Raw genomic sequence first — 3,958 nt, forward strand, 5'->3', positions numbered from 1 at the left:
TTTGATATAATATGATAGTTAACTATAAAAAATAGAAGGAGATAAACTATGACTATAAAGATGATACATCATATTTGTATACAAACTGAAAATTATAAGGAATCATTAGATTTTTATACAAGAATACTAGGATTTGAGATAGTAAAAGAAAGTAAAAATTTTCATAATAGAGAGTACAATACTTGGTTAAAGTTAGAGAACTTTATGATAGAGTTACAAACTCCAAAAAATGGAGATGAATTTAGCCAATGGAGTTCTTTGAATGCTGGTCCTGTTCATATGGGATTTTTAGTTGATAATGTTGAAAATGAATATGAGAGGATTAAAAAACTTGGATATGATAATTTTAAAACTAAAAATGGAGAAATAATTTATAAGGTTGAGGGTGAGAGTTTATTTAAGATAAAAGCTCCAGAAGGAACAGAAATAGAGATAAGAGATACAGATATAAAATAGTTAAAAGGGAGTATTGAGTTACTCCCTTTTCGTGTAAGTAAAGTTATTAATTAATTTTATTATCTATGTTTAAATGTAGCACAATTTGTTTCAGTATAAATTTTTGGTTCATCTCCATGAGAATCTACTTGAATTCCATCTGCAGTACATGCTTTATTATGGTTATAAACACAAGTTTCAACTGAACATACTAGGGCATCACATGGACCTGAATCATTAGTATTATTAGTTAAATTTGAATAATGTTTATAATCAAGAAAGCTATCGCAGCAAGTATTACATTCTTTTGTTGCTGCACCACCAGAAATATTAACTATATTTGCATAACAAATAGCAGATTTGTTATGTGAGCAGTTTGTTACACTACAATTAATTTTTGCCATTTTTATAACCTCCTATTTAGAAAAATATCTGTCTAGTAAACCTTTGAATGCTCTACCATGTCTAGCTTCGTCTTTACACATTTCATGAACTGTATCATGTATAGCATCTAGATTATTTTTTTTAGCAAGAGCAGCTAATTCTTTTTTTCCAGCGCAAGCACCATACTCAGCTTCAACTCTAGCAGATAAATTTTGTTTAGTACTAGTATATACAACTTCTCCTAGTAATTCAGCAAATCTAGAAGCATGATCAGCTTCTTCATAAGCTATTCTATGGTATGCTTCAGCAACTTCAGGATACCCTTCTCTATCAGCCTGTCTACCCATAGCTATGTACATTCCAACTTCTGTGCACTCACCTATAAAGTTTGCTCTTAAGCCTTCTATAATTTCTTCATCAACGTCTTTAGCGATACCTATTCTATGTTCATCAGCCCATTGCATTTCACCCTTCATTTCTTCAAACTTATCTGGACCAACTTTACATATTGGACATACTTCTGGAGGAGCATCTCCTTCATGAATATATCCACATACAGTACAAACGAATTTTTTCATTAACTTCACTCCTTTGTATATTTATGTAGCAATTTTAGTATCTTCAGAAATTAAAAATAATATGCACTTATATTCATAACCAAATTATTTTTAATTTTATAAAGGATTTATAGTTAATCAAAAAGAAAATAATATTAATAGTATATAATTTTGTAGTTGAAAATATGGAAGTTGAGATTTATGTTTCTAATATATATACCAGAAAAGATAATGTATATAAGTATATAATTATTGAACATAATTACTTAATGTGCATGGAGAAAATTAAAAAAAGAAATAGCAAGATTAAAAAATAAGGTTTAAAAATATCGCCAGTATTTGTTAAAGTTCTAAACTTAGATGGGAATCCGTATGAACAACTATTATTACTAGGTAATAAAGTTTAAAATAGGGGATGGTATTATGAAAAAAAAGTTTATTGAAGAAGTAATGGACTGGACTAAAACTATAGGAATATCTTTAACTATTGCAATAGGTGTTAGCACAATTATAAAACCTACAATAGTAAGTGGACAGTCTATGTATCCAACCTTAAAAGATCAAGACTACCTTATAATAAACAAATTAGCTTATAGTAATAGAGCCCCAAGTAGGGGAGAAATTATAGTTTTTAGAACAAATTTAATTGATGAAGAAACTATGTCTAAAAAACATTTAGTAAAAAGAGTTATTGCACTACCAGGAGAGCATATTGTAATTAAAAATAATAAAGTATATATAAATGGACAACTTCTAGAAGAAAATTATTTACAAGATATTCATACATATGGTGATATAGACATGGTAGTTCCAAAAAATCATGTATTTACTATGGGGGATAATAGAGAAAATAGTGATGATAGTAGAAATTCTTGTATAGGAGCAATATCTTTAGATGATATAGTAGGTGAAGTGACTTTAAGAGCTTTTCCTTTGAGTAATATGGGTATAGTAAAATAAATAAAATAAAAAATACTTCTTTCATACTTTATTTTATAAAGCTAAGTAAAGAAGTATTTTAATTTATAAAATATTTTAAATTAAAAAATTATATATCTAGATACCTTCTTTTATTTTTATACTATATTCATTTATAACCTCATTTAGGTTTTTCAAATAATTAGAAAAGGTTAACTTAGCTTTTTCTATGTTTAATGTTCAAAGTATACTAAATGGGAGTACATGTAGATAAAGGAATTTCATTATGTTGTAAAATAACTTCCATTTTATCTAATACTTTATAGATTTTGATTCTAAAGTTTTTTGTTTATAATAGGTCCTTAATTTTATTACAGAAAGCTTCTCCCATATAATGAAAAATACACATTTGAAATTTGAATATAAGAATTATTTTAATATTTATTTCTAAAATACAATCTATTGTAATATGTCTTAGTGTAAGATCTAAAGTAATATTGATAGATGAGTCTTATTTAGCTTTAAATTTGTTTTTTAAATCTAATCATGATAAAGAAGATTTAAGATGTTAAATGTACTATAATATAGCTATAATTATATACTATAAATATTTAAAATACCTATGGATCATTTTATTATGAGGGGGATGTATGATTGAAGGGAAAAAGAAATAGAAGTTCAGATAGCAATGATTTTATTTTATTTTTGTATATTTTATTTACAGTTATAGTTTTAATTGTATGGCTATATCAAATTTTTGTATCAGAGCAATATGCTATAGGTATGCTTTTGTTATTTTGGCAAGTTGTTTTCACAATAGCATATTTTATTTTTGTAAAGAATTAGAGAAAATAAATAGTATTAAAGTTTTTGTTGGATATCATTATAAAAATCCAGGGATAATTATGATAGAAGAAAGAATTAAATTTAAAAGTATTGGGAAAATAGATAATGATAAATTATTCTGTATACAATTATCATTGACTTTAATGTGGGAATATAATAAAATGATTTTGTAAAAAGAGCCATTTTAAGTGGCGTATTATATTTTTATAATCGCAGTGCAACTTAAAGTAAAATGGTTTGATTAATTTAATATGTATAAAAATAGGAGCCAAATAAGTGCATAAGCGCGTTTATTTGGCTTTTTTAGTTAAAAAATAAGTATAAGGAGGAATTTTGATAATGGAAAGTTTAAATTTATTAAAAGATAATGAAAGAAAAGTGTTTCTTCATTACTTAGTACCCTCTATATGTTCAACATTAGTAAACTCTCTATATATATTGGTGGATACTTTGATAATAGGTCAAGGTATTGGAGCTGAGGGCATATCTGCATTAAATATTTTCCTTCCATTTTTTGCAGTGTATAATGCTATAGGATTAATGTTTGGGATTGGTGGAGGAATACTTATATCCACAGAAGAAGGTATTGGAAATAAGGAAAAATCAGATAAATACTTTGTAGCAAGTTTAATATCTGTAGTTGTAGTTGGTATTATATTTACGTTATTATCAAATATATTTTTAGAAGAAATTTGTATGTTTTTAGGGGCAAATGATTATACAATTGATTTAGTAGTTAAGTATGGAAGATGTATATCTTTATTCATACCATCATTTATAGCTACTAACTTCTTATCACCTATTGTAAGAAATAAAAA

General features: G+C 26.1%; 6 protein-coding genes. 4 read left to right on the forward strand and 2 right to left on the reverse strand.

Annotated features, from left to right (window positions below):
* Positions 1–48 precede the first annotated feature (48 nt).
* Positions 49–456, forward strand: coding sequence for a VOC family protein (locus tag J7G74_RS10400; RefSeq protein WP_297134973.1), 408 nt, complete (start codon positions 49–51; stop codon positions 454–456).
* Between the two features lie 59 nt (positions 457–515).
* On the opposite strand, the gene J7G74_RS10405 is transcribed toward J7G74_RS10400, so the two are convergent.
* On the reverse strand, positions 516–839 hold the full coding sequence (locus J7G74_RS10405) for a DUF1540 domain-containing protein (protein ID WP_297134975.1): 324 nt from the start codon (positions 837–839) through the stop codon (positions 516–518).
* Positions 840–851: 12 nt separating this feature from the next.
* Complete coding sequence (locus J7G74_RS10410; RefSeq protein WP_297134978.1) at positions 852–1,397, reverse strand: NADH peroxidase; 546 nt, start codon at positions 1,395–1,397, stop codon at positions 852–854.
* Between the two features lie 402 nt (positions 1,398–1,799).
* Here J7G74_RS10410 and lepB point away from each other — a divergent pair, with 402 nt between their 5' ends.
* The 3 genes from lepB to J7G74_RS10425 all read left to right on the forward strand — a co-directional run.
* Positions 1,800–2,336, forward strand: coding sequence for a signal peptidase I (gene lepB, locus J7G74_RS10415; protein ID WP_297134980.1), 537 nt, complete (start codon positions 1,800–1,802; stop codon positions 2,334–2,336).
* Positions 2,337–2,948: 612 nt separating this feature from the next.
* Positions 2,949–3,140, forward strand: coding sequence for a hypothetical protein (locus J7G74_RS10420; RefSeq protein ID WP_297134981.1), 192 nt, complete (start codon positions 2,949–2,951; stop codon positions 3,138–3,140).
* Between the two features lie 339 nt (positions 3,141–3,479).
* A partial coding sequence (locus tag J7G74_RS10425; protein ID WP_297134983.1) for an MATE family efflux transporter occupies positions 3,480–3,958 on the forward strand: 479 nt, incomplete at its 3' end.

Source organism: Terrisporobacter sp. (genome assembly GCF_017888745.1).
Taxonomy (GTDB): Bacteria; Bacillota; Clostridia; order Peptostreptococcales; family Peptostreptococcaceae; genus Terrisporobacter.

Bases quoted from the DNA above. Each gene is read 5' to 3' on its own strand.
- J7G74_RS10400 (WP_297134973.1), top strand. From the start codon at position 49: ATGACTATAAAGATGATACATCATATTTGTATACAAACTGAAAATTAT.
- J7G74_RS10405 (WP_297134975.1), bottom strand. From the start codon at position 839: ATGGCAAAAATTAATTGTAGTGTAACAAACTGCTCACATAACAAATCT.
- J7G74_RS10410 (WP_297134978.1), bottom strand. From the start codon at position 1,397: ATGAAAAAATTCGTTTGTACTGTATGTGGATATATTCATGAAGGAGAT.
- lepB (WP_297134980.1), top strand. From the start codon at position 1,800: ATGAAAAAAAAGTTTATTGAAGAAGTAATGGACTGGACTAAAACTATA.